The sequence below is a fragment of the Oerskovia sp. NPDC056781 genome (assembly GCF_042789955.1).
In the GTDB taxonomy this organism is placed as follows: Bacteria; Actinomycetota; Actinomycetes; order Actinomycetales; family Cellulomonadaceae; genus Oerskovia; species Oerskovia rustica.
Window position 1 is genome coordinate 1 of sequence record NZ_JBHUAD010000046.1, and the last position, 21,906, is coordinate 21,906.

General features: G+C 72.9%; 18 protein-coding genes and 1 tRNA gene. 15 read left to right on the forward strand and 4 right to left on the reverse strand.

The window, feature by feature from the left end:
- Nucleotides 1–268 precede the first annotated feature (268 nt).
- Complete coding sequence (locus ACFRCR_RS06260; protein ID WP_377676167.1) at nucleotides 269–1,060, forward strand: M15 family metallopeptidase; 792 nt, start codon at nucleotides 269–271, stop codon at nucleotides 1,058–1,060.
- A 9-nt stretch (nucleotides 1,061–1,069) separates the two neighbouring features.
- Here the strand turns inward: ACFRCR_RS06260 and ACFRCR_RS06265 are convergent, their stop codons facing one another.
- On the reverse strand, nucleotides 1,070–2,770 hold the full coding sequence (locus ACFRCR_RS06265; protein WP_377676168.1) for a cation:proton antiporter: 1,701 nt from the start codon (nucleotides 2,768–2,770) through the stop codon (nucleotides 1,070–1,072).
- Nucleotides 2,771–2,996: 226 nt separating this feature from the next.
- Between ACFRCR_RS06265 and ACFRCR_RS06270 the strand changes: the two genes are divergently transcribed.
- Nucleotides 2,997–3,656, forward strand: coding sequence for a hypothetical protein (locus ACFRCR_RS06270; RefSeq protein ID WP_377676169.1), 660 nt, complete (start codon nucleotides 2,997–2,999; stop codon nucleotides 3,654–3,656).
- A 61-nt stretch (nucleotides 3,657–3,717) separates the two neighbouring features.
- On the opposite strand, the gene ACFRCR_RS06275 is transcribed toward ACFRCR_RS06270, so the two are convergent.
- The 3 genes from ACFRCR_RS06275 to ACFRCR_RS06285 form a co-directional block, all read right to left on the reverse strand.
- Complete coding sequence (locus tag ACFRCR_RS06275; RefSeq protein ID WP_191794123.1) at nucleotides 3,718–4,344, reverse strand: CYTH domain-containing protein; 627 nt, start codon at nucleotides 4,342–4,344, stop codon at nucleotides 3,718–3,720.
- Nucleotides 4,345–4,366: 22 nt separating this feature from the next.
- Nucleotides 4,367–5,530 (reverse strand): N(5)-(carboxyethyl)ornithine synthase, encoded by a 1,164-nt coding sequence (locus ACFRCR_RS06280; RefSeq protein WP_377676170.1) that lies wholly within the window; start codon nucleotides 5,528–5,530, stop codon nucleotides 4,367–4,369.
- Nucleotides 5,531–5,662: 132 nt separating this feature from the next.
- A tRNA-Arg gene (locus ACFRCR_RS06285) sits at nucleotides 5,663–5,738 on the reverse strand.
- 188 nt (nucleotides 5,739–5,926) lie between these two features.
- Here ACFRCR_RS06285 and ACFRCR_RS06290 point away from each other — a divergent pair.
- The 13 genes from ACFRCR_RS06290 (at nucleotide 5,927) to ACFRCR_RS06350 (ending at nucleotide 21,826) form a co-directional block, all read left to right on the forward strand.
- The gene (locus ACFRCR_RS06290; protein ID WP_377676171.1) at nucleotides 5,927–7,252 is read left to right on the forward strand and encodes a CynX/NimT family MFS transporter; all 1,326 of its coding nucleotides are present in this window, start codon (nucleotides 5,927–5,929) and stop codon (nucleotides 7,250–7,252) included.
- A gap of 22 nt (nucleotides 7,253–7,274) precedes the next feature.
- Entirely contained in the window at nucleotides 7,275–8,969 is a 1,695-nt protein-coding gene (gene argS / locus ACFRCR_RS06295; protein WP_377676172.1) for an arginine--tRNA ligase, read from the forward strand.
- A complete protein-coding gene (gene lysA, locus ACFRCR_RS06300; RefSeq protein ID WP_377676173.1) occupies nucleotides 8,966–10,411 on the forward strand; it encodes a diaminopimelate decarboxylase in 1,446 nt (481 codons plus the stop codon). The genes argS and lysA overlap by 4 nt, the downstream gene beginning before the upstream one ends.
- A 244-nt stretch (nucleotides 10,412–10,655) precedes the next feature.
- Complete coding sequence (locus ACFRCR_RS06305; RefSeq protein WP_377676174.1) at nucleotides 10,656–12,020, forward strand: homoserine dehydrogenase; 1,365 nt, start codon at nucleotides 10,656–10,658, stop codon at nucleotides 12,018–12,020.
- A complete protein-coding gene (gene thrC / locus ACFRCR_RS06310) occupies nucleotides 12,020–13,123 on the forward strand; it encodes a threonine synthase (RefSeq protein WP_138823514.1) in 1,104 nt (367 codons plus the stop codon). Before ACFRCR_RS06305 ends, thrC begins: the two co-directional genes overlap by 1 nt.
- 49 nt (nucleotides 13,124–13,172) lie before the next feature.
- Nucleotides 13,173–14,150, forward strand: a complete 978-nt coding sequence (thrB, locus tag ACFRCR_RS06315; protein WP_377676175.1) for a homoserine kinase — start codon at nucleotides 13,173–13,175, stop codon at nucleotides 14,148–14,150.
- Between the two features lie 326 nt (nucleotides 14,151–14,476).
- Nucleotides 14,477–16,549, forward strand: a complete 2,073-nt coding sequence (gene rho / locus ACFRCR_RS06320) for a transcription termination factor Rho (protein ID WP_377676176.1) — start codon at nucleotides 14,477–14,479, stop codon at nucleotides 16,547–16,549.
- Between the two features lie 149 nt (nucleotides 16,550–16,698).
- On the forward strand, nucleotides 16,699–16,917 hold the full coding sequence (gene rpmE, locus ACFRCR_RS06325; protein ID WP_030149966.1) for a 50S ribosomal protein L31: 219 nt from the start codon (nucleotides 16,699–16,701) through the stop codon (nucleotides 16,915–16,917).
- Nucleotides 16,918–17,153: 236 nt separating this feature from the next.
- Entirely contained in the window at nucleotides 17,154–18,242 is a 1,089-nt protein-coding gene (prfA, locus tag ACFRCR_RS06330) for a peptide chain release factor 1 (protein WP_377676177.1), read from the forward strand.
- A gap of 50 nt (nucleotides 18,243–18,292) precedes the next feature.
- On the forward strand, nucleotides 18,293–19,264 hold the full coding sequence (gene prmC / locus ACFRCR_RS06335; RefSeq protein WP_377676181.1) for a peptide chain release factor N(5)-glutamine methyltransferase: 972 nt from the start codon (nucleotides 18,293–18,295) through the stop codon (nucleotides 19,262–19,264).
- A 5-nt stretch (nucleotides 19,265–19,269) separates the two neighbouring features.
- Complete coding sequence (locus ACFRCR_RS06340) at nucleotides 19,270–20,061, forward strand: L-threonylcarbamoyladenylate synthase (protein ID WP_377676178.1); 792 nt, start codon at nucleotides 19,270–19,272, stop codon at nucleotides 20,059–20,061.
- On the forward strand, nucleotides 20,058–21,317 hold the full coding sequence (locus tag ACFRCR_RS06345) for an MraY family glycosyltransferase (RefSeq protein WP_377676179.1): 1,260 nt from the start codon (nucleotides 20,058–20,060) through the stop codon (nucleotides 21,315–21,317). Before ACFRCR_RS06340 ends, ACFRCR_RS06345 begins: the two co-directional genes overlap by 4 nt.
- The gene (locus ACFRCR_RS06350) at nucleotides 21,314–21,826 is read left to right on the forward strand and encodes a hypothetical protein (RefSeq protein WP_377676180.1); all 513 of its coding nucleotides are present in this window, start codon (nucleotides 21,314–21,316) and stop codon (nucleotides 21,824–21,826) included. Before ACFRCR_RS06345 ends, ACFRCR_RS06350 begins: the two co-directional genes overlap by 4 nt.
- Nucleotides 21,827–21,906: the final 80 nt, after the last annotated feature.

Here is a 21,906-nt window from a genome sequence, read left to right on the forward strand (position 1 = left end):
CCCGGGGTCCGGGCGTGCCGCCTCCGCTCCCGGGGCCGACCGTCGGGGCGCCCCCTGTCCGGCGCGGGGCGGCCCGTGGCCCGTTGAACAGGGGACTTGGCTTCCCCGGCGCCCCCGGATATCGTGTCCGGTGCTTCGTCTCGCACGGTTCCTCCTGTACCGGAGGGTCGTCCTTTCTGCGAGGTGCAGCGTGTTTCTTGTCGTCTGTGCCGCTCCGTCCACCGTGAGGTGACCGGACGGTTCTTCGAGCGGAGGTCCGGTGGAGTCGGTGTCGACGTCCCAGTCCTCCGACTCCCGTCGCGCTCGCCGTGAGGCGGAGACCGGGCACAAGGGGCGTCGTCGGGCGGAGATCCCCTCGCACCAGCGCTGGGCCCCTCGCATGGCGGTCCTCGGGACGCTCGCCGTCGCGACCATCGCGATGCCGCTGTCGGCCGGTGCGCAGGACGGTCCGGCCGCGCCGTTCGGCCCGGACGGACGGCCGAGCGGGCCGAGCGCCCTCGACCTCGTCAACAACCCGACCGCGGCCGAGCCCACGTCCGAGTACGTGGCCGCGGCCCCGAAGATCGACGGTCGGGCCCAGGCCGCGAGCCGTTCGGTCGAGCGTGCCCCGCTGCCGGACTGCGACCCGACGGTCAGGCCGACGAGCGCCAACGGCAGGCTCACGGGCCACGAGCTGTGCGACCTGTGGCAGCCGGGGGAGTCGCTGCGGCCGGATGCGGCGGTCGCGCTGTCGGCCATGAACGAGGCCTTCAGGTCGACGTTCGGGCGGGACATGTGCCTGGTCTCGAGTTACCGCACGATCGCGTCGCAGGTCTCCCTCAAGGGTTCGCGCGGGGCGTTCGCGGCCAAGCCGGGTACCTCGTTCCACGGCTGGGGCCTGGCGATCGACCTGTGCTCGAGCGAGACGGGCAACCGCGAGGTCTACTCGTGGATCAACAAGAACGGCGGCGTCTACGGCTGGGCCAACCCGTCGTGGGCCAAGCGCGGCGGTGGCGGCGCCTACGAGCCGTGGCACTTCGAGTTCACCGAGGGCGTCGTGGAGCTCGGCGGCCCCACCTGACGGACCCCGTCAGATCCGGTTGACCCAGGACTCGGCCAGCGCCTCGGCCTCGATGTCCAGCTCGCGCAGGATCCTGCGCATCACGGCCTCGTTGAGGCGCCCGGCGTCGCGCTCGTCGACCAGCACCTGGCGCTGGGCCCGGTTCATGTCGGTGCGCAGCGCGTTGAGCCGGCGCAGGTCCTCCGACCTGTCGCCGGGCCTGGCCACGGGAAAGGCCCGGCCGCCCGTGGGACGCGCACGGACGGGAGCCGGCTCGACCGGTTCCTCGGCCGCCGACTCGGGCGAGAGCAGGCGCGCCGCGGCCTGGGCGCGTCCGACGATCGCGGCGGACATGGCGGCCCGCGTCGCCTCGGCCTTCTCCTCGCCGATCACGGGCGCCCACTGCCGGGTGGCGTGCGCGATGGCCTCGGCCTGCGCGTCGGCCATGAGCCGGCGCACGCGGGCTTCCTCGGCGGCGTCGCTCGCGGCCTCGTCCTCGCCCCCGACCTCGAGGCGCCGGATGACCCACGGCAGGGTCACGCCCTGCAGCAGGAGCGTCCCGATGGCGACCGTGAAGGCTGCGAGCTGGATGGTCGCACGGCCCGGGAACTCGGCCCCGCCGAGCGTCGCGGGGATGGCGGCCGCGGCGGCGAGCGTCACGACGCCGCGCATGCCGGCCGAGGAGACCACGAGGGACTCGCGCCAGTCGAGCCGGTCGGCGCGCGAGCGTTTCGAGCCCGGCAGGTGGACGCGGTCGAGCCATGCCGTGCCGAAGACGTACAGCGGACGGACGGCCATGGTCACGACGAGGGCCGCGAGGGACACCCAGATCGCGGTCCGCAGCCCTTCGTCGGAGTCCACGACGGTCTCGACGACGAACTTGAGCTGGAGGCCGATGAGCGCGAACGTGATGGCTTCGAGCAGCAGGTCGAGGCTGTCCCACAGGGGTTCCTCGACGAGGCGGGTCTCGTAGCCCGCGGTCGGGGCGGTGTGGCCCAGGTAGAGGCCCGCCGCGACGACGGCCAGCACGCCCGAGCCGCTGAGCTCCTCGGCGATCCAGTAGGCCGCGAACGGGAGGATGATCCCGGCGACGCTCGTCAGGAGCGGGTCGGCGAGCCGCAGGCGCGCGGCGTGCATCCCGATGCCCATGACGAGGCCGACGCCCACGCCGACGACGACGGCGAGCGTGAAGACGCTGATGCCCTCGGTCCACACCCACGCGCCCGTGGCGACGCCGGCGAGGGCGACCTTGTAGAGCGTGAGGGACGTCGCGTCGTTGATGAGGCTCTCGCCGCCCAGGAGCGTCATGACCCGTCGGGGCAGCCCGAGGCGGCGTCCGACCGCTGCGGCGGAGACGGCGTCGGGCGGGGCGACGACGGCGCCCAGGACGAGGGCGGCGGCGAAGGGCAGGTCGGGCAGCAGGAGGGTCGCGACCCATGCCACGGCGAGTGCCGTGACGATCACGAGCCCGACCCCGAGGCGCACGATCGCGTGCAGTGACGACCGGAAGTCCTGGTAGGAGCTGCCGTTGGCGGCCGAGAAGAGCAGGGGCGGCAGGATGACGCCGAGGAGCACCTCGGGTGCGAGCTCGATGTGAGGGACGGCCGGGATCAGCGAGACGCCCAGGCCCACGGTGACGAGCACGAGGGGAGCGGGCAGGTCCCAGTGGCGGGCGGCGGCCGTGACGGCCAGAGCGCCGGTGATGACCAGAAGTACGACTGCCTCGTCCATGTCCTGCATTCTCCGTCGGGTCGGCCGGGACGGCGCGGGAGGCGTGCCCGACGGCGTGTTCCCCACCGGGTGCGGGCCGCACCAGTGGATGTCAACAGGCTCTTGACATCCACTGGTCGTCAAGCCAAGGTTGACGCATGGCTACCCGAGGTTCTCCCGTGACCGACCTGTCCGCCGCCCTCGCGACCGGTGCTCCGGCGTCGGTCGTCGAGGAGAGGCGCGCACCGTGAGCGACGCACCCGCCTGGGGGAGCCTCGAGCCGCGCGACGACGGCCGGACGCTCGACGACCTGCTCGCGGAAGCCGTGACCGCTGCCGACCCCGGCATCGGCGACCGCATCGCGACCGACCCCGGCGCACACCTCGAGCTCGTCGCGCTCACCGCACGGGCCGCCACCTCGGCCGAGTCGCTGCTCGCGACGGCCGTGTCGTCGGCGCGCTCGGCAGGGCACAGCTGGGAGGCGATCGGCACGACCCTCGGGACCTCGCGGCAGGCCGCGCAGCAGCGCTTCGGCCGGCCGGTCGGACCGGGGGCGCCGGGCACGGTCCAGGACCTCGTCGGGGGCGCGGAGGTCGGCGACACCCGGATCCTGTCTCCCGTCACGGCCGTGACCGAGATGGCCGCGCTCGAGGCCTACGGGCGCAAGGGCTGGCGCTCGACGGGCTTCGGGGCAGGCTTCCACCGGCTCGTGCGCACCACGACGCAGTGGGAGCACAAGCGCGTCTACGTCCTGGGGGCGAGCAGGTTCGGGCTCGAGGCCGACGGGTGGGAGCGGATCGGGACGTGGTTCCCGTGGGTCTACTACGCGCGCAGCCTGGGGGTCGCCCCCGTCGCGGGAGACCGTGACGTCGTGGACGGCCCGCGCCTCGTGGGCGACGGGGCCTGAGCGCCACGGGCGCGGCCTACCCGAGCCGCGCCCGCCCGCGCCGGCCGGGGCCCTGCCCGGGCTACTCCCCGGGCAGGTGGGCGTTGTGCCCGAAGTCCTGGCGGAAGCGCGGACCGGAGACCGCGAGCTCCGCGGCGAACGACCCGGCCCACGCCGAGTACGGGGTGTGCGAGAGCGAGTCGTTCGAGAAACGACGGTCGTCGGTGATCTCGGTGACGCAGAACGCCGGGATCTGGAGGTCCACGACCGGGCCGGACCGCTCGCACTCCGCGATCACGAGCGGGTGGTTCGCGCCCCCGAACACGTCGATGACCCAGCCGTCCGCCCCGAGCCACGCCGAGTAGCGGGTCTTGACGATGCGGCCGCCCCCACGGCGGATCATCTCGACCCCGACGTTGACGTCGATCTCACGCTCGGCCTCGTACCGTGTCCCGCCCACCTGCGGGCCCTTGACCGTCAAGGCGCAGAAGTCGAACGCGTACCGGTCCAGGACGCTCAGGGGAGAGGTCGCTGCGCCGAGCTCGCCGGCCGTCGCGCTCGCCTGGGCGCGCAGGCGCAGCGCGTAGCCGTCCTCCGCCAGGAAGTAGCTCTGCACGATGAGCGCGGGCGCGTCGAGCAGGTCGACCGGGACGTCCTTCACGAGGAAGCGACGCTCGAACTCGAAGTCTCCGTTACCACCGTCCGTCATAGGACATACCGTACGCGGTCGCTCACGGCAGGGCCGGGACCGGATGGTGCGGGTACGCGGCCTCGCGGTGCTGGAACTCGAGCACAGCGGGGTTGAGGACGACCCCGTCGCGCACCTCGACCGCACGGCGGACCGTCTCGTTCGCCTCCCAGCCTGCCGGGCCCGCCATGACCGCCGGGAGGAACGGCAGGACCGCCGAGCTGATCTCCCACGTCGCCGAGTTCCACAGGTACGAGGGGCTGTGGTCCACCGCGTAGTAGTTGATGTTCTTGCCGACCGTGACCAGGGGGTCGGCGAACGTGGTCGAGCGCGCCCAGTCGAACGCCATGCCGTCGTCGCACGACACGTCGACGATCAGGCTGCCCGGACGGAACGCTCCCAGGTCCGACGTGCGCAGGTAGAGCAGGGGAGCGTTCGGGTCCTGGAGGGTGCAGTTGACGACGATGTCGCTCTCGGCGAGGAACGGGGCGAGCGGGAGGCGGCCCTCGTCGGTGATGACCTCGCTGAGGTACGGCGCGTCGTCGTGGTCGAACTGCACGATCTGCGCCGAGTGGATCGGTGCCGCGACCGCGGCGACCCGGCGGTTGGTGAGCACGCGGACGTCGTGCACGCCGTGCGCGTTGAGAGCCGTGACGGCTCCGCGGGCGGTGGCGCCGAAACCGATGACCACGGCGGTCAGACGCCTGCCGTAGTCGCCCGTCGACCCGCACAGCTCGAGCGCGTGCAGCACCGAGGAGTAGCCGGCCATCTCGTTGTTCTTGTGGAAGACGTGCAGGCCGAACCCGCCGTCCGCCGCCCAGTGGTGCATGGCCTCGAACGCGACGAGCGTGAGCCGCTTGTCGATCGCGAGCTGGGTCAGGTCCCGGTCCTGGACGCAGTGCGGCCAGCCCCACAGGGTCTGGCCCGTGCGCAGGTCGCGCAGGTCCTCGAGCTGGGGCTTGGGCAGCAGGATCACGCCGGCGGCCGCGATGACCTCGGCGCGGGTGCCCAGGGAGCGGACCCAGGGCGCGATCTGCTCGTCGCTCACCCCGAAGCGCTCGCCGTACCCGTGCTCGACGACGATCCGCGACCGGAGCTCGGGGGCGATGCGCTCGAGGTGGTCGGGGTGGAGGGGGAGCCTGCGCTCGTCGGGCTTCCGCGACCTCCCGAGGAGGCCGAGGATGGTGTCGTTCGATGCTGTCGTCACGCTTGTCCCGTCAACGAGACCACGGTGGCCCAGTAGTGCGGACGCTACACGTGTGCGGGGGAGGCCCGGACCACGTGACGGGTCCCGGGCACGACGAAACCCCTGGACCGAGGGGTCCAGGGGCTTGGTCCGTGGTGCCCTCGATAGGACTCGAACCTACGACCTTCTGCTCCGGAGGCAGACGCTCTATCCACTGAGCTACGAGGGCAACATGCGTTCGCTCTGACGAGCACCCGGCACGGTGCACGAGACTACCAGTCTCCGGCGGGTTCGTGCTCCCACCTGCCGAGAGTCGTCCGGGACGCCTGGACCCGTGGTGGCAGGGTGACCGGACTCACCAGCCCGGAACCCCCTCCGTGACGGGTGCCCCGGGAAACGGATGCGTACCCTCCTGGAGTGGATCGCCAGGACTCGAGCTCGACCCCCGACAGCACCCCCGACAACGCCCTCCGCCCGTGGCACGGGCGGTTCGTCGTCCTTGCCGGGATCGTCCTCGCGGCGTTCAACCTGCGGATCGCGGTCGCCTCGGTCTCCCCGATCCTGGACGTGGTCCGGACCGACATCGACCTGAGCGACCAGGTCGCGGGTCTGCTGGGCACGGTCCCGGTCATCGCGTTCGCGGTCTTCGGCTCGCTCGTCCCGGTCCTGTCGCGCCGGTTCGGGCTCGAGCCGACCCTCGTCGCCGCGCTGCTCGTGAGCTCGGTCGGTGAGATCCTGCGCTCGCTGTCGAGCACGGCCCCGTCCTTCCTGCTGTGGACCGCGGTGGCGCTCGCGGGCATGGGCATGGGCAACGTGCTGCTCCCGCCCCTGGTCAAGCGGTACTTCCCCGACCGGATCGGGGCCGTGACCGCGGCGTACACCGTGACGCTCTCGCTGAGCACCGCGATCCCGCCCCTGCTCGTGGTGGGCATCGCCTCGTCGCTGGGCTGGCGTCCGGCCCTGGGCGGCTGGGCTCTCGTGGGCCTGCTCGCGGCCGTGCCGTGGACCGTGGTCATCGCCCGCTCGGCCCGGGCCCGCGCCGAGCTCGCGTCGGTGCTCGAGCACTCGCCCGAGCACACCGCGGGCCTCGACGGGCGGCACCGCCACGAGGGACGTGCATGGCGAAGCCCGCTCGCCTGGGGCATCGCGGGGATGTTCGGGCTCAACTCGCTCAACACCTATGTCATGTTCGCGTGGCTGCCGCACGTCCTGATCGACGCGGGGATGTCGGAGCCCACGGCGGCGAGCGCGCTGGCGCTGTACGCGTTCGTCGGCATGCCGATGTCGATCGTCACGCCGCTGCTCGCAGCCCGGATGCGCAACCCGTACCCCCTCGTGGTGGTCTTCGTCGCGATGCTCGCGGTCGGCTACGGCGGGCTCATGGGTGGTCAGGCAGGTCCTGCGACGTGGGTGTGGGTCGTGCTCGCAGGGCTCGGGGCCTCGACGTTCCCGCTGGGGCTCGCGCTCATCAACCTGCGCAGCCGCACCTCGGCCGGGGCCGTGGCGCTGTCCGGGTTCGTGCAGGGCGTCGGGTACCTCGTCGCGGGGGCCGGGCCCCTGACCGCGGGCATCCTCTACGGCCGCAGCGGGACGTGGGACAGCACGTTCGTCTTCCTGTTCGGCACACTCGTCGTGATCCTTCTCGCCGCCGTCGCGGGGTGCCGTCCCGTCATGATCGAGGACACGTGGGCGCGCCGGGGTCAGCGGGCGGCACCGCCCGCGGGCGACGACACAAACCGCTAGCGTCCCTCGCTAGAATCGTCGGGTGACCCCGAACGAGCTCTCCGAAGCGCTCAGCGCTGCCCTGGCCTCCGCCGTCGCCGACGGCACCCTCGCCCTGCCCGCCGACGCGGTTCCCGCATCGGTCCACGTCGAGCGACCCCGCCAGCGCGAGCACGGCGACTGGGCCACGAACGTCGCGCTGCAGCTCGCGAAGAAGGCCGGCGTCGCCCCGCGCGTCCTGGCCGAGGACCTCGCGCGGCGCCTCGCCGCGCACCCGGGCATCAAGTCGGTGGACATCGCCGGGCCGGGCTTCCTGAACATCACGCTCGACGCGGCGGCCGCGGGCGAGCTCGCGCGCACGATCCTCGCCCAGGGCGCCACCTACGGGCACAACGACTCCGAGGCCGGCACGCGCATCAACCTCGAGTTCGTCTCGGCGAACCCCACGGGCCCCATCCACATCGGCGGCGTGCGCTGGGCCGCGGTCGGCGACTCGCTGGCTCGCGTGCTGCAGGCCTCGGGTGCCGTGGTCGAGCGCGAGTACTACTTCAACGACCACGGCGCGCAGATCGACCGCTTCGCGCGCTCGCTGCTCGCGCGCGCCAAGGGCCAGGACGCCCCGGAGGACGGCTACGGCGGCCAGTACATCTCGGACATCGCCGAGGCCGTCATCGCCGACGCGATCGCCGCGGGCGACCCGGACCCGCGCACGCTGCCCGACGACGAGGCCCAGGAGGTCTTCCGGGCGCGCGGCGTCGAGCGCATGTTCGACGAGATCCGCAGCGCGCTGCACGACTTCGGCGTCGACTTCGACGTGTACTTCCACGAGGACTCGCTGCACGAGTCCGGTGCGGTCGAGCGCGCGGTCCAGCGCCTGCGCGAGGGCGGCCACGTGTTCGAGGCCGACGGCGCGACGTGGCTGCGCACGACCGACTTCGGTGACGACAAGGACCGCGTCATCATCAAGTCGGACGGCGAGGCCGCGTACATCGCGGGCGACATCGCGTACTACCTCGACAAGCGCGAGCGCGGGTTCGACGACGTCATCATCATGCTCGGTGCGGACCACCACGGGTACGTGAGCCGCATGATGGCCGTCTGCGCGGCGTTCGGCGACGAGCCGGGCAAGAACCTGCAGATCCTCATCGGGCAGATGGTCAACCTGGTCAAGGACGGCCAGCCGGTGCGCATGTCCAAGCGCGCCGGGACGGTCGTGACGCTCGAGGACCTGGTCGACGCCGTGGGCGTCGACGCCGCGCGCTACTCGCTCGCGCGCTCCTCGACCGACTCGAGCATCGACCTGGACCTCGACCTGCTCTCCAGGGCGACCAACGAGAACCCGGTCTTCTACGTGCAGTACGCGCACGCCCGCACGGCGAACGTCGCGCGCAACGCGCAGGCTCACGGTGTCTCCCGGTTCCGTGAGGACGGGAGCGAGGCGTTCGACCCGTCGCTCCTGACGCACGAGACCGAGTCGATCCTGCTCGGTGCGCTCACCGAGTTCCCCCGCGTCGTGGGCCAGGCCGCCGAGCTGCGCGAGCCGCACCGCGTCGCGCGCTACCTCGAGGCGCTCGCGGGCGACTACCACTCCTGGTACCACGAGTGCCGCGTGACGCCGCTGGGCGACGAGGAGGTCACGGACGTGCACCGCACGCGCCTGTGGCTCAACGACGCGACGCGTCAGGTCCTCGCCAACGGCCTCGGCCTGCTGGGCGTGTCCGCGCCGGAGCGCATGTGAGTGCGTCGGCAGGCCCGACGGCGCCGCCCGCCCTCTCGTCGACCGGCACCTTCGTGCCGGGCGAGCCGTGGTCGAGCGGCGTGCGCCGCGGGCCCGACGGCGCGCTCACGGTCGCGGGGGTGGACGTGCGCGAGCTCGCGGCCTCTCAGGGCACCCCGGCGTACGTTCTCGACGAGGCCGACCTGCGCGAGCGGGCGCGGTCCTACCGCCGCGCGTTCGAGGCCGCGTTCGCCGAGGTGGGCGCGGGCGTCGACGTGTACTACGCGGGCAAGGCCTTCCTGTCGGTCGCCGTGGCCCGCTGGGTCCACGCCGAGGGCCTGCGCGTCGACACCGCGACGGGCGGCGAGCTCGCGGTCGCGCTGCGTGCCGGCGTTCCGGGTGAGCACATCGGGCTGCACGGGAACAACAAGTCGGACACGGAGATCGCGCGTGCCCTCGAGGCGGGCGTGGGCCGGATCATCGTCGACTCGCTCGTCGAGGTCGAGCGTGTGGCCGCCGCGTCCCGGGCGCGGGGCGGGGCGCCGGCCCCGGTCATGATCCGGGTGACCACGGGTGTGCACGCGGGCGGCCACGAGTACATCTCGACCGCGCACGAGGACCAGAAGTTCGGTCTGTCGCTCGCGACCGCTCCGGACGCGCAGGCCGACGACAGCCCGGCCATGACCGCGCTCCTCGCGGTGCTCGCGCACCCCGAGCTGGAACTGCTGGGCATCCACTCGCACATCGGTTCGCAGATCCTCGACCCGTCGGGCTTCGAGGTCGCGGCGCGCAAGGTCCTCGAGCTGCGGGCCGCGCTCGCGGAGCGGACGGGCTTCCTGGTCCCGGAGGTCGACCTGGGCGGCGGGTACGGCATCGCGTACCTGCCGGGCGAGGTCGCGCTCGACCCGGACCGCATCGCGAAGGACGTCGCGGCGTCGGTCGCCGCCTCGTCGGCGGACCTCGGCACACCCCTTCCGCGCTTCTCGATCGAGCCGGGCAGGGCGATCGTCGGGCCCGCGGGCCTGACGCTCTACACGGTCGGCACGGTCAAGCCCGTGCGGGTCGGCGGGGCGGCCGGGGACGGCGAGGCCGAGAGCACGATCGTGCGCACGTACGTCTCGGTCGACGGCGGCATGAGCGACAACATCCGCCCGGCGCTGTACGGCGCGGACTACCACGCCGAGCTCGCGAACCGGCTCTCGGACGCCGAGCCCGTGCTCGCACGCGTGGTCGGCAAGCACTGCGAGAGCGGCGACATCGTGGTCCACGACGTGCTGCTCCCGGGCGACGTGCGGGCCGGCGACCTGCTGGCCGTCGCAGCGACGGGGGCCTACGGGCGATCGATGGCCTCGAACTACAACCACGTGCCCCGGCCCCCGGTCGTGGCCGTGACCGACGGCGAGACCAGGGTCCTGGTTCGTCGTGAGACCGAGGACGACCTGCTCGCGCTCGACCTGGGCTGACGCCCGCCAGGCCCGGGCGGCGCCTCGCCGCCCGGTGCCCGCGCACCCGTATCCTGAGACGAGCGCCCAGGATCCGGGCAACCGGGCGAGGATCGACATGCTCAGGACCGACCGGTCGGGACGTGCGGCACAGGGTGCCGTGCCCGCCGGGACCGAGGGCCCCTGCGACGTGATCGCGTCCGACAGGGCCAGGAGAACGACGGCACCGCTGACCGTGCGGGCCGGGTGATGGAGGAGGAGCTTCGTGGGAGCCAGCCAGCAGGAGCAAGGTCCGCTGCGCGTCGCGCTGCTCGGGTGCGGCGTCGTCGGGTCCGAGGTGGCTCGGCTGCTGACGCAGCAGAGCGCCGACCTGGCCTCGCGCGTCGGGGCACCGCTCGAGCTCGTGGGCATCGCGGTGCGTGACGCGTCGGCCCCGCGGCCGCTCGCCGAGTCGGTCGACCGCTCGCTCCTGACGGAGGACGCCGAGGGGCTCGTCGCGCGCGCCGACATCGTCATCGAGGTCATGGGCGGCATCGAGCCGGCCCGCGCGCTGCTGCTGCGGGCGATCGAGGCGGGCGCCGCCGTCGTGACCGCGAACAAGGCGCTCCTCGCCGAGGACGGCCCCACGCTCTACAAGGCCGCGGACACCGCGGGCGTCGACATCTACTTCGAGGCCGCGGTCGCGGGCGCGATCCCGATCGTCCGCCCCGTCCGCGAGTCCCTCGCGGGCGACAGCGTGCGCCGCATCCTGGGCATCGTCAACGGCACCACGAACTACGTGCTGGACCAGATGGCGAGCACGGGCATGTCGTTCGACGACGCCGTGCGCCAGGCTCAGGACCTCGGATACGCCGAGGCCGACCCGACCGCCGACGTCGAGGGCTTCGACGCCGCGGCCAAGGCCGCGATCCTTGCGAGCCTCGCGTTCCACACGCGCGTCTCGCTCGAGGACGTCGCGCGCGAGGGCATCACGAGAATCACCGCCGACGACGTCGCGTGGGCCGCGCAGACCGGTCACGTCATCAAGCTGCTCGCCATCGCGGAGTCCGTGACGGACGACGACGGCTCGCACGGCGTCTCGGTGCGCGTGCACCCGGCGCTCGTGCCGGTCGCGCACCCGCTCGCGGGTGTGCGCGGGGCCTTCAACGCGGTCTTCGTCGAGGCCGACGCGGCGGGCGAGCTCATGTTCTACGGCCGCGGTGCGGGCGGAGCGCCGACGGCGTCCGCAGTGCTCGGCGACGTCGTGTCCGCCGCGCGCCACCGCGTGCTCGGCGGCAAGGGGCCCGAGGAGTCCACCTACGCGGCCCTGCCGATCCTGCCGGCCAGCACCGCGGTCACGCGCTACCAGGTCCGTCTCGCGGTCGACGACCGCCCCGGTGTCCTGGCGCAGGTCGCCCAGGTCCTGGCGTCGAAGGGCGTCTCGATCGAGGCCGTGCGCCAGCCCTCCGAAGCCGCCGCGCCCGGGGCCGACGACACGCACGGCGCCGACGACGGGTCGACCGGCGTAGCGCACCTCGTCATCACGACCCACGCCGCAGCGGAGGCGGCGCTCGCCGCGACGGTCGACGCGATCGCGGTGCTCGAACCCGTCCGAGAGATCACGTCCGTCCTGAGAGTCGAGGGAGCCTGATGGCCCACCAGTGGCGAGGCATCATCGCCGAGTACGCCGACCGCATGCCCGCCCACGTCACCGAGCGCATCGTGACGCTCGGCGAGGGCGGCACGCCGCTCGTCGAGGCGCCCGCGCTCTCGGCCCTGACCGGGGCGCAGGTCTTCCTCAAGGTCGAGGGCATGAACCCGACCGCGTCGTTCAAGGACCGCGGCATGACCGCGGCGATCTCCTCGGCCGCGGGCCGGGGGGCGAAGGCCGTGGTGTGCGCCTCGACGGGCAACACGTCGGCCTCGGCCGCCGCGTACGCGACCAAGGCCGGCATGGTGTGCGCCGTCCTGGTCCCGGACGGCAAGATCGCGATGGGCAAGCTGAGCCAGGCGATCGCGCACGGCGCCAAGCTGCTCCAGGTCGACGGCAACTTCGACGACTGCCTGGTCGCGGCTCGCAAGCTCGCGGAGGCCTACCCGGTCGAGCTCGTGAACTCGGTCAACCCTGACCGCATCGAGGGGCAGAAGACCGGTGCGTTCGAGATCGTCGACGCGCTGGGTGACGCCCCGGACATCCACGCCCTGCCCGTGGGCAACGCGGGCAACATCACCGCGTACTGGAAGGGCTTCCGCGAGTACGCGGGCCTCGGCGACCCCGACGCCCCGGGAGCGCACCTGCCTGCCGTCTCGACGAGGACCCCGATCATGTGGGGCTTCCAGGCTGCCGGTGCCGCCCCGATCGTCGCGGGCCACCCCATCACGCACCCCGAGACCATCGCGACCGCGATCCGCATCGGCAACCCCGCCTCCTGGGCGCAGGCCGAGGCCGCGCGCGACGAGTCGGGCGGAGTCATCGAGGCCGTGACCGACGAGCAGATCCTCGCGGCGCACCGCATCCTGTCGGCCGAGGCCGGCGTGTTCGTCGAGCCCGGCTCGGCGGCCGGTGTCGCGGGCATCCTCTCGCGGGCCGAGCGCGGTCTCGTGCCCGCGGGCGCGCGCATCGTCGTCACGGTCACGGGCCACGGGCTCAAGGACCCGCAGTGGGCGCTCAAGACGCTCGACGGCGCCGACGTGACGCCGATCCGGGTCAGTGCCGACGTCGTCTCGATCGCCGACGCGCTCCAGCTCGGCTGAGCGTTCCGTCCTGAAGTCCCCGTAGCTTCCCGAAGAGAGGTCCCGCGAGATGCAGCTCGGAGCCGACCATGTGCGCGTGCGTGTGCCCGCGACGAGCGCGAACCTCGGCCCGGGCTTCGACGCCATGGGGCTGGCCCTCGCGCGCTACGACGTGCTCGAGGTGCGCGCGCTCGGCAACGGCGACGTGGTCGTCGACGTCGAGGGGGAAGGGGCCGGTGAGGTCCCCGGCGACGAGCGGCACCTGGTCGTGCGCGCGCTGCGCGCAGCCCTCGACCTGGTCGGCGCGCCCCAGACGGGGCTGCACCTGACGGCGACCAACGCGATCCCGCACGGCCGGGGCCTCGGATCCTCGGCCGCTGCGGTGGTGGCGGGGATCGTCGCCGCGCGCGCCATGGTCGCGGACCCCGCGGCCCTGGACGACGCGACGGTCCTGCAGCTCGCGACCGAGTTCGAGGGTCACCCCGACAACGCCGCTCCCGCGATCCACGGGGGAGCGACCATCGCGTGGACGAGCGCGGTCGAGGGGGACGAGGGAGCGCACGCGGTGCGCCTCGAGGTCCACCCGGACATCGAGGCGACCGTGCTGGTCCCCACCGTCCGGCTCGCGACGAGCCGTGCTCGGGGCGTCCTGCCGGAGACCGTGCCGCACGCGGACGCCGCGCTCAACGCGGGGCGTGCGGCGCTGCTCGTCGAGGCGCTGACCCGTTCGCCGCAGCACCTGTTCGACGCGACCGAGGACCGGCTCCACCAGGAGTATCGCGCGGGGGTCATGTCCGCGTCGTGGGAGCTCGTGCGCGCGCTGCGTGCCGACGGCCTGGCAGCGACGATCTCGGGTGCGGGACCCACGGTCCTGCTGCTGGGGAGGGTCGAGGACCGTGACCGGGCCGACGTCGTGCTGCGCGACCTGCTGCACGGGTCGGACCAGTGGCGCGCGTACCGTCCAGGCATCGACCAGGGAGGCGTGCGTTCGGAGCGCGTCCTGGGTTCGACGGGTCTCCCGGAACCGTCCCCCCGACAGGTGCGCTGACCGGACGTCGACCCCTGGCGCGGCCCCTGGGGGGACTGGTCCTGCGGGGGGCTACGGATGGTAGAATCCATTGAGCCTTCGCAGGTTCGTGATGATGCCTCGGTGATTCCTCGACGAATCTCCGCCGAGTCCCCGGGCATCGGCAGAGCAACCACTGACTGCGCCTCATACCCCGCGAGAAGGCAATCCAGCCCACGTCAGCTGACGTCGTCGTACCACTGACGCGTGGTTCCACTGCGTTCCGGCCGTCACGTGCCGAGCGTCGATCACCCGCGGCCCACCCCTCGTACAGAGCAAGTGGGCGCAAACGAGGGGAAGGGTCCTTCGTGACAGACACCACCGACACCGCCCGTGCAGGCGCACTCTCGACGCTGCGCCTCCCCGAGCTGCAGGCACTCGCCTCGCAGCTCGGTGTGAAGGGCACGTCCAAGATGCGCAAGAGCGATCTTGTCGACGTCATCCGTTCCACCTCCGGCGAGAAGAGCGCTCCCGAGCGCACCGCCGGGGTGTCCGCCGCCGCGCGTCGCGCGCCGGAGAAGGACACCCAGGCCGAGAAGGTCGTCGTGCAGCCGGCCGTCGAGGTCCCCGTGCGCACGGCGACCGAGAACGTCGAGCGCACCGAGCGCCCCCGCCGCGAGCGGGGCCAGCGTTCCGCGCGCGCCGACCAGGCCGCCGACATCGTCGCCCCGCTCCTGGAGCAGGGCAGCCGAGCCGCGCGCGTCGACGCCGACCGCGCAGCCGGGGGGGAGACCCCGGACGAGCGTGCCGCTCGTGCGGCCGCCGCCGTCGGTCTGGTGACGGGCACGGCTCCCGAGCGTGGCTCGCGCCGCGCCGGACGGGGCGCTGGTGCCCCGCGCGGCGGCGAGGGCGAGACCGCTCGTGAGTCGGCTCCCGAGGCCGCCGGAGCGGGCAACGGACGCCAGGAGCGCCAGCGCGAGCAGCGCGACCAGCGCGACCAGCAGGGCCAGGTCGAGCGCCAGAACGGCCAGCAGGAACGCCAGGGCGGCCAGCGCCAGCAGGGCCAGGGCAACCAGCAGGGTGGCCAGCGCGACCAGCAGGGCCAGGGCAACCGCCAGGCGGACGAGTACGACGAGCGCGGCGGGCGCCGCCGTCGTGGGCGCGACCGCAACCGCGACCGCGACCGCAAGCGCGGCCGCACCCGTGGCGGGAACATCGACGTCGTGGGCCTCGACGAGATCGAGGTGTCCGAGGACGACGTGCTGCTGCCTGTGGCCGGCATCCTCGACGTGCTCGACCAGTACGCGTTCGTGCGGACCAGCGGTTACCTGCCCGGTCCGAACGACGTCTACGTCTCGCTCGGCCAGGTCAAGAAGTCGGGCCTGCGTCGCGGTGACGCGATCGTCGGCGCGGTGCGTCAGCCCCGCGACGGGGAGTCGTTCCAGCAGACCGGACCGCGCAACCAGAAGTTCAACGCGCTGGTCCGGCTCGACTCGGTCAACGGCATGTCTCCCGAGGCGGCCCGCAACCGTGCCGAGTTCAACAAGCTGACCCCGCTCTACCCGCAGGAGCGCCTGCGCCTGGAGACGGGCGAGGTCGGTCGTCTCACGCCGCGCGTGATCGACATCGTCGCCCCGATCGGCAAGGGCCAGCGTGGTCTGATCGTCGCTCCGCCCAAGGCGGGCAAGACGATCATCATGCAGCAGATCGCGAACGCGATCACGACGAACAACCCTGAGGTCCACCTCATGGTCGTGCTCGTGGACGAGCGACCTGAAGAGGTCACCGACATGGAGCGCACCGTCAAGGGGGAGGTCATCGCCTCGACGTTCGACCGTCCGGCCTCCGACCACACGATCGTCGCCGAGCTCGCGATCGAGCGCGCCAAGCGTCTCGTGGAGCTGGGCCAGGACGTCGTCGTGCTGCTCGACTCGCTCACGCGACTGTCGCGCGCCTACAACCTCGCGGCCCCGGCCTCCGGGCGCATCCTGTCCGGTGGTGTCGACGCCTCGGCGCTCTACCCGCCCAAGCGCTTCTTCGGCGCCGCGCGCAACATCGAGAACGGCGGGTCGCTCACGATCCTCGCCTCGGCGCTCGTCGAGACCGGCTCCAAGATGGACGAGGTCATCTTCGAGGAGTTCAAGGGCACCGGGAACATGGAGCTCCGGCTCTCCCGCTCGCTCGCGGACAAGCGCATCTTCCCGGCCGTGGACGTCAACGCGTCCGGTACGCGCCGCGAGGAGATCCTCATGCCGCAGGACGAGCTCCGCATCGTCTACAAGCTGCGCCGCGTGATGGGTGCGCTCGACCAGCAGCAGGCCATCGAGCTGCTGCTCGGCAAGCTCAAGGAGACGAAGTCCAACGTCGAGTTCCTGCTCCAGGTGCAGAAGACCACACCTGGCGGCATCAACAACGACGAAGAGGTCGGCCGCGCCGTCTGATCGCGCGTGGGCCGCTCGCCCCGAGAGAGCGGCCCACGGATTTTTCGTGTGCCGGACCCGTCTGGCACAATGTCCTGTTGGTTTCCCCGTCCCCGGTTCACGGCTGCTGTCCGCAGGCGACCCGGGGGCACCCCACTGAGGAGAGTCCTGTGAAGGCTGATATCCACCCCGAGTACGTCGTGACCGAGGTGACCTGCACCTGCGGTTCCACGTTCGTCACGCGCAGCACCGAGAAGTCCGGACGCATCTCGTCCGACGTCTGCTCGGCCTGCCACCCGTTCTACACGGGCAAGCAGAAGATCCTCGACACCGGTGGCCGCGTGGCCCGCTTCGAGGCTCGTTACGGCAAGAAGGCCGCCGACAAGTAGCGACTCTCCAGCGCCGGTGGTCCGGGCGTCCGTCAACCTCTCCAGGGGCAGGCGGCGTGCCCGTTCCACCGGCGCTGTCGTCTTTCCGGCGCGAGCGCGTCGCGCCACGCCACTCCACGCGGCACCACGCGGCACCGCACCGAGCCGCGATCAGCCCCGTCAGCCGCAGTCAGCCGCAGTCAGCCGCAGTCAGCCGCACAGCCCCAGCCACCCACCCCTCTCGTCAGGACACCCTCGTGACCGAGTCCTTCGCCGCCGTCGAACACCTGCTCGCCGAGCACGCCGAGATCGAGACGCTGCTCGCCGACCCCGCGGTCCACGCGGACGCCGGCCGGGCGCGCACGCTCGGGCGCCGCTACGCCGAGCTGGGCCAGGTCGTCGCGGCCTACCGCGCGTGGCGCGACGCGACCGACGACGCCGAGGCCGCGGCCGAGCTTGCTGCAGAGGACGCTTCCTTCGCCGCCGAGCTCCCCGCGCTCCAGGAGGCCGCCGCGGCCGCGACCGAGAAGCTGCGCCGGGTCCTCGTGCCGCGCGACCCCGACGACGGACGCGACGTGATCCTCGAGATCAAGGCGGGCGAGGGCGGCGAGGAGTCCGCGCTGTTCGCGGGCGACCTGCTGCGCATGTACCTGCGCTACGCCGAGCGCCGGGGCTGGAAGACCGAGGTCATCGAGGCCACGGACTCCGACCTCGGCGGCTACAAGGACGTCCAGGTCGCGGTCAAGGCTCGAGCAGGCTCCACCGACCCTGCCGATGGAGTGTGGGCCAACCTCAAGTACGAGGGCGGCGTGCACCGCGTCCAGCGCGTGCCCGTGACCGAGTCGCAGGGCCGCATCCACACCTCGGCCGCGGGCGTGCTCGTGTTCCCCGAGGTCGAGGACGCCGGCGAGATCGAGATCGACCAGAACGAGCTCCGCATCGACGTGTACCGGTCCTCGGGCCCGGGCGGTCAGTCCGTCAACACGACGGACTCCGCGGTGCGCATCACGCACCTGCCCACGGGCATCACGGTCTCGATGCAGAACGAGAAGTCCCAGCTCCAGAACCGCGAGCAGGCCATGCGCGTGCTGCGTGCCCGGCTCCTGGCCGCACGCCAGGAGGAGGAGGCGGCGGCCGCGAACGACCTGCGCCGCTCCCAGGTGCGCACGGTCGACCGCTCCGAGCGCATCCGGACGTACAACTACCCGGAGAACCGGATCGCGGACCACCGCACGGGCTACAAGGCGTACAACCTGGACCAGGTGCTCGACGGCGACCTGGAGCCCGTGATCCGTTCGGCCATCGACGCCGACGAGGCGGCCCGCCTCGCCGCCGCGGCGTCGTGACCTCCCCGGTGGTCTCGCCGTCGCCGTCAGGTGACGGCCCCGCCCACGCCCTGCCCGACGACGTCTCGCGCCTCGTGCGTGAAGCGGCGGCCCGCCTGGACCGCGCCGGGATCGACACGCCCCGCGTGGACGCCGAGCTGCTGCTCGCGCACGCCGCGGGCGTCCCGCGCGAGCGTGTCGTCTCGGCGGCGGTCATGGGACGTCCCGTGTCCTCGTTGCTGCCCGCCCGCACCGCCCGCACCGTGCACGCCGTGCTCGACGAGCTCGCTCGTCTGCTCGACGCCCGTGCCGAGCGCGTGCCGCTCCAGCACCTCGTCGGGACCGCCCCCTTCCGGCACCTCGACCTCGTCGTGGGACCCGGCGTCTTCGTGCCGCGTCCCGAGACGGAGCAGGTCGCGCAGGTCGCGATCGACGAGGCTCTCGGCGTCGCCCGGGGCTCCGAGGGGCCGGTCGTCGTGGACCTGTGCACGGGGTCTGGCGCGATCGCCCTGGCCGTCGCGACCGAGGTCCCGGGCGCCCGGGTGCACGCGGTCGAGCTCGACCGCGACGCGCACGTGTGGGCAGAACGCAACGTCACCCGGACGCGCGAGGCGAGCGGCGTCGTCGTGCACCTGGTGCGTGGGGACGCACGGACCGCGCTCGCCGAGCTCGACGGGTCGTGCGACGTCGTCGTCTCGAACCCGCCGTACGTGCCGCCCGACGCGGTCCCGCGCGACCCCGAGGTCGCGCTGCACGACCCCCAGGTCGCGCTCTACGGGCTCGGCGAGGACGGCCTCGAGGTGCCTCGCGGCGTGACCCGCGCGGCCGCCCGGCTCCTGGCCCCCGGCGGCCTCTACGTCATGGAGCACGCCGAGGTGCAGGCGCGGTCGGCGCGCGACATGGTCGCCGCGGTCGGCGGCTTCGAGGACATCCGGACGGCCAGCGACCTCACGGGCAGACCACGTATGGTCGTGGCCCGGCGCGCGCGCCCGGCGAGCGAGCCAGACCCCGCACCAGGGGACCCTTCGGACATGGAAGACTGAGAAGCGTGAGCTCTGTGCACCCCGTCACCGACCCGAACACCTGGGGACCGTCGATCGACGAGGCGGTGAACGCCGTCTCGCGAGGCGGCCTCGTGGTCCTGCCGACCGACACGGTCTACGGGATCGGGGCCGACGCGTTCGACGCCGAGGCCGTCACGGCCCTCCTGGCCGCGAAGGGGCGCGGGCGGCAGATGCCGCCGCCCGTCCTCGTCCCCGACCTGCGGACCCTCGACGGGCTCGCGACCGACGTGCCCGACGACGCGCGCGCCCTCGTCGAGGCGTTCTGGCCCGGCGGCTTCACCATCATCCTGACCGCCCAGCCCTCGCTCGCGTGGGACCTCGGCGAGACGCACGGGACCGTCGCGCTGCGCATGCCCGACCACCCGGCCGCGCTCGCCCTGCTGCGCCGCACGGGACCGCTCGCGGTCTCGAGCGCCAACTCGACGGGCCTGCCCGCCGCGCTCGAGGTCGACGACGCCCAGGTCCAGCTCAGGGACTCGGTCGCCGTCTACCTCGACGGCGGCACCGCGCCCGGGGGAGTGGCCTCGACCATCGTCGACGCGACGGGGCCGCACCTGCGGGTCGTGCGCGAGGGCGCCGTGTCGCTCGAGCGCCTCCGCGAGGTCGCGCCGGTCCTGGGGGTTGGCGAGGAGCCCGCCGACGAGGTCGCGGAGCCGACCGGCGAGGTGGCCGAGCCGACCGGCGAGGTGGCCGGGACCGGCGACCTGCCGACGGACGAGGACGCGCCCTCCGACGAGACCGTGCCGGCGAGCGGCCCGGAGGCGAACGGCGGGTGAGGGTCTATCTGCTCGTCCTGCTGATCGCAGCGGCGGTCACCTACCTCCTCACGCCGCTCGCGTACTGGGTCGCCGCGAGGACGGGGGCCATCACCGCGGTCCGTGACCGCGACGTGCACACCATCCCCACGGCCCGCCTCGGCGGGCTCGCGATGACCGCTGGGCTCGTCGTGGCGGTGACGTTCGCCTCGCAGATGCCCTTCCTCGACGGGGTCTTCGCGATCGACGACCGGGCGTGGGCGATCGTCGGCGGGGCGCTCATCGTCTGTCTCCTCGGCGTCGCGGACGACATCTGGGACCTGGACTGGATGACCAAGCTCGCCGGTCAGGTCCTCGCGGCGCTGTTCGTCGCGTGGCAGGGCGTGCAGCTCGTGACGTTCCCCATCAACGGGCTCGTCATCGGCTCGTCCCGGCTCTCGCTCATCGTCACGGTGCTCGTCATCGTGGTCGCGATGAACGCCGTGAACTTCGTGGACGGGCTCGACGGCCTGGCCGCGGGACTCATCGCGATCGGCGGCAGCGCCTACTTCGTCTACACCTACAGCCTGACGGTCGCCGCGAGCCCCACCGACTACTCGAACCTCGCGACCCTGGTCATGGCTGCCCTCGTCGGCATCTGCCTCGGGTTCCTGCCCCACAACTTCCATCCCGCCCGAATCTTCATGGGCGACTCCGGCTCCATGGTGCTCGGGCTCGTGCTCGCGTCCGCAGTGATCGTGGTCACCGGGAGCATCGACACCGGCATGGCCTCGGACCCGAGCCGGCAGCGCGAGCTCATCCCGATCCTGCTGCCGCTCGCGGTCATCCTGCTCCCGCTGCTCGACATGGTCCTCGCCGTGGTCCGCCGGGTAGGGACGGGCAAGTCGCCCTTCCACCCGGACCGGCTCCACCTGCACCACCGGCTCCTGGCGCTCGGCCACTCGCACCGGCGCGCGGTCATCATCATGTACGTGTGGACCGCGGTCTTCGCGTTCGGCGCGGTCGCGCTCGTGCGCTGGCCCGCGGAGAACGTCGCGATCGGGCTGGTCGTGGCCGTCGTCGTGGCGGCGATCCTCACGCTCGGCCCGCTGCGCACCCGTGGTCGGTTCCTCGACGACGACGCGGTCACCGCGCCCGAGGGCATCCCGTCCGCGCCCCCGCCACGACGCGTCGCGGCGGCGAGCGGTGCCTCGCCGGTCGCGCCTGCGGCGACGCCGCCCACCACCGACCCCCCGACCGATCCGTTCCGCGCCCACCCCGAAGGACACTCCCGATGACGACCCCCGCACCGCAGACTCCCGACGAGCCGACGAGCGACCAGGGCCCGAGCGGGGTGGAGCCCACGGCGAGCCCCGCGCAGGGCTCGGCGGACGCCGTGGGCGACGCGGTCAGCGCCGTGTTCCGGACCGCGCTGCGCGACACCCTGCTGCTGCTCGGAGGACTCCTGGTCCTGGGCGTGGGGCTGGGGGCGCTCCTGGCCGGTACCGCAGGTGTCTGGGGTGCGCTCATGGGCGTCGCGATCGCGCTGGTGTTCTCCGGCACGACGATCGTGGCGATGGCGCGTACCGCGCGCTCGACCCCGACGACGACGGCGGCCGTCGTGCTGGGCAGCTGGCTCGTCAAGATCGTCCTGCTCGGGATCGTCCTGGCCGTCCTGCGCAACTACGAGTTCTACGACCGCGTCGTCTTCGCCGTGGTGCTCCTCGTCGGGGTCATCGGCTCTGCGCTGCTCGACTACCGGGCGGTCGACCGCGGCCGCATCCCGTACGTCACGCCGAAGGCCTGAGGTCCCGGCTCCCGCGCCGGCCCCCGCTCCCGCCCCCCACGACCGGGCGGGGTTCTGCCGCCTCCCGGTCGCTCGAGGCC

Coding starts and splice junctions, on each gene's coding strand:
- ACFRCR_RS06265 (WP_377676168.1), bottom strand. CDS start 2,770: ATGGACGAGGCAGTCGTACTTCTGGTCATCACCGGCGCTCTGGCCGTC.
- ACFRCR_RS06275 (WP_191794123.1), bottom strand. CDS start 4,344: ATGACGGACGGTGGTAACGGAGACTTCGAGTTCGAGCGTCGCTTCCTC.
- thrC (WP_138823514.1), top strand. CDS start 12,020: ATGGCCCACCAGTGGCGAGGCATCATCGCCGAGTACGCCGACCGCATG.
- thrB (WP_377676175.1), top strand. CDS start 13,173: ATGCAGCTCGGAGCCGACCATGTGCGCGTGCGTGTGCCCGCGACGAGC.
- ACFRCR_RS06350 (WP_377676180.1), top strand. CDS start 21,314: ATGACGACCCCCGCACCGCAGACTCCCGACGAGCCGACGAGCGACCAG.